General features: G+C 62.3%; 4 protein-coding genes. All 4 read right to left on the bottom strand.

What is annotated here, in order from left to right; genetic code table 11:
* A partial coding sequence (locus tag VF436_RS12280) for a CoA-acylating methylmalonate-semialdehyde dehydrogenase (RefSeq protein ID WP_330904317.1) occupies positions 1-1,226 on the bottom strand: 1,226 nt, incomplete at its 3' end.
* A gap of 19 nt (positions 1,227-1,245) precedes the next feature.
* Positions 1,246-2,040, bottom strand: a complete 795-nt coding sequence (iolB, locus tag VF436_RS12275) for a 5-deoxy-glucuronate isomerase (RefSeq protein ID WP_330904316.1) — start codon at positions 2,038-2,040, stop codon at positions 1,246-1,248.
* 67 nt (positions 2,041-2,107) lie between these two features.
* A complete protein-coding gene (gene iolE / locus VF436_RS12270) occupies positions 2,108-3,025 on the bottom strand; it encodes a myo-inosose-2 dehydratase (RefSeq protein WP_330904315.1) in 918 nt (305 codons plus the stop codon).
* On the bottom strand, positions 3,015-3,228 hold a 214-nt coding region (locus tag VF436_RS12265), incomplete at its 5' end, for a hypothetical protein (protein ID WP_330904314.1). The genes iolE and VF436_RS12265, both read right to left, overlap by 11 nt.

Below are 3,228 nucleotides of genomic sequence, written 5' to 3'. Positions count from 1 at the left end.
GCGCTGGCAAAATCCGCCACGCGGACCACGCAAAGCACGGGGCCGAAGATTTCTTCCTTATAGATGCGCATTCCGGGTGTAACACGATCGAACAGTGTACCGCCGAGGAAGAAGCCGTGTTCATGGCCGGACACGCGCAGTGTGCGTCCGTCCACCACGGGTTCAGCTCCACTGGCGATGCCATCGTCGATGTAGGCGACAATCTTCTCACGATGCTGGCCGGTGACCACAGGGCCCATCTCGTTGCTATCGTCGTTGCCATTGCCGATGCGCAGCGCGCGTACCTTGGGCGCCAGCCGTGCCACCAGCGCATCGGCGGTATCGTCGCCCACCGCGACCACAACCGAGATCGCCATGCAGCGCTCGCCCGCCGAGCCAAAGCCTGCGCCCATCAGCGCGTCGACGGTCTTTTCCATATCGGCATCGGGCATCACGATCGCATGATTCTTCGCCCCACCCAGGGCCTGCACGCGCTTGCCATTGGCACAGCCGCGCGCGTAGATGTATTCGGCGATCGGCGTGGAGCCGACAAAGCTGATCGCCTTGACGCGGGGATGATCGAGCAGGGCATCGACCGCGGTCTTGTCTCCCTGTATCACATTGAATACGCCGTCGGGCAAGCCGGCCTCTTTCAGCCGTTGCGCCAGCAGCAGCGTCAAGCTGGGGTCGCGCTCGGATGGCTTGAGCACGAAGGTGTTGCCGCAGGCGATGGCCATGGGGAACATCCACATGGGCACCATGGCGGGAAAGTTGAACGGTGTAATACCTGCGCACACACCCAGTGGTTGGCGCATGGTCCACGCGTCGATGCCGTTGGCAATCTGCTCGGTGTATTCGCCCTTGAGCATTTCCGGAATGCCGCATGCGTATTCGACGACCTCGAGTCCGCGCACCAGTTCGCCCCGCGCATCGGATAGAACCTTGCCATGCTCGCGTGTGATGGTCGCGGCGAGCTCATCCATATCGCGCTCGATGAGCTGTTTGAAACGGAACATCACGCGCGCGCGCTTCAACGGGGGCGTCTGTGCCCACGCAGGAAACGCCGCGTAGGCGGCCTGGACTGCCTGGTCGACTTCGTTCGCCGAGGCGATGGCGACGGCGCCGATCACTTCGCCAGTAGCCGGATTGTAAGAAGGCACGCTACCGCCGTTGCCTTGCAGCTCGCATCCATTGATGAAATGGCCGATCGATTGAACCTGGGTGTGCGTATTTAGTTGTGCAGACATGTGAATTTTCCGTCGAAAATCAGCGCGACATGAGCCAGTCGTGCGCTGGGTCGTTCTTGAAATGCCACTCACGGCGCGGGCCGGCCATGACATTGAGGTAATAACCGCGATAACCATGCGGCATGACCACCGGGTGATACCCCCGCGGCACCATGACGACGTCGTGGTCGCATACGGCCATCGATTCGTCGATGTCGCGTTCATCGGTGTAGACACGCTGGAAGGCAAAACCTTGCGGCGGATCGATCCGGTGGTAGTAGGTCTCTTCCAGCGAGCTTTCGGTCGGAATGTTGTCGCTGTCGTGCTTATGCGGCGGATAGCTGGATGAATGTGCGGCGGGCGTCACGACTTCGACAACCAGTAGCGATTCGGCCGGTTCGGTCTGGGGAAGGATGTCGCATACGTAGCGGGTATTGCTGCCTTGGCCGCGCACGGAGCGTTTCATGCCGACCGCGGCGATGAGGCGCGCCTCGTGCTTGCCCGTGGCAGGCGCGGTGGCCAGCGCCAGTTCGACTGCGTCGCGTGCGCTTATCGCCAGGCGGGATGATGGCGGCGCATAGATGGCATCGGGCGAGCGTTCGTCGAACACGCTCACGCGGCCGCCCAGGTTCGTCCAGGTATTCTCGCCGACGGCGACATCGGCACTGCCGGTAAGCACGACCAGGCATGCTTCGCGGTTGTCGGGCAGTTCGATATCCAGCGACTGGCCAGCCTCGAGGCGGTAACCCTCGAAGCCGACGTACGTCCAGCCGGCGGATGCCGGCGTCACCTTGACGATGTCGCGACCTTCTCGGGCTTTGACCAGAAGGCTCATGAGTGGTCTCCGTTGAGGATGGGGGCATGGGCAATACCCGGGATGAAGACGGCCTCTGGCAGGGCCATCACGCCACGTCCTGCAGAGGCGTACGGTCCACCAAGGAGCGCAGCGTGCGATACCCCTTGTCGGCATAGGCGTAGCTGGGCGCCACTGCCGGATCCTGTTCGGCTTCCACGACCAGCCAGCCGCGATAGCCGTGCTCGCGCAATACATCCACGATGGCGGCGAAATCGATCGCGCCGTCGCCAGGCACGGTGAATGCACCATTGAGCACCGAATCAAGAAAGCTCCACTGTCGGTTGCGGGCATGGCGAATGACTGACGGCCGGACGTCCTTGCAGTGCACATGGCAAATGCGTCCGATGTGCTTGCGCAGGATCGTGACCGGATCGCCGCCGCCAAAATACGCATGGCCACTATCGAACAACAAACCGACCTCTTCGCCTGTATATGCCATGGCTTTGTCGATATCTTCCGGCGACTCGACATAAGCGCCCATGTGGTGGTGATACGCCAGCTGCACGCCGGAGGCGAGCAGGTGCCTGCCGAAGGCGGTGAGTCGCTCGCCATACCGCTTGAACGCGTCTTCATCCATCCAGCGCGGGCGCTTGTACAGCGGCACGTCACGCTCTCCCTGGATGGAATCGGCTACTTCGCCATAGACCATGACCTGGCTGCCGTTTTCAGCGAGCAATCGCAGATGAGGCTCCACCGCTGCGATTTCTTCCTCCACCGAGCGCGTGGCCAACTGCCCGGAATACCAGCCCGATACGACATCCAGGCCATAGCCCGCCATCAGGTCGCGCAGGGCTGCTGGCTCGCGTGGAAACTTATTGCCGAGTTCGAAGCCCTGGTAACCGATCTGTCGGCCTTCGGTAAGCGCGGTCGACAAAGGTGTTTCGCCACCCAGCGACGGCAGGTCGTCATTACTCCAACCGATCGGGTTGATGCCGATCTTCACCTCGAAAGCGTCATGTGACATCGTGTGTATCCGTGGCGGCCCTGGGCCGCTGTTGCAGTTTGGCGATTTCGTAATCGCGCCGTGCCTGGCCGACGCGATCGCGCGCGGAGACCTCCGGAACGGCTACTTCCCACCAGCAGCCACCTTCCTCGGTGGTGCGCCGATGGTCGGTGTCGATAGCGATCAGATAGGTGCCTGTGGCGGCACGTGCGCGCGCGAGCGCC

Source organism: Dyella sp. (genome assembly GCF_036384435.1).
Classification (GTDB): domain Bacteria; phylum Pseudomonadota; class Gammaproteobacteria; order Xanthomonadales; family Rhodanobacteraceae; genus GSA-30.
Note: the sequence above shows the minus strand (reverse complement) of the source record. Positions and strands in the feature narration are given on the sequence as shown.

Bases quoted from the DNA above. Each gene is read 5' to 3' on its own strand.
- iolE (WP_330904315.1), bottom strand. From the start codon at position 3,025: ATGTCACATGACGCTTTCGAGGTGAAGATCGGCATCAACCCGATCGGT.
- iolB (WP_330904316.1), bottom strand. From the start codon at position 2,040: ATGAGCCTTCTGGTCAAAGCCCGAGAAGGTCGCGACATCGTCAAGGTG.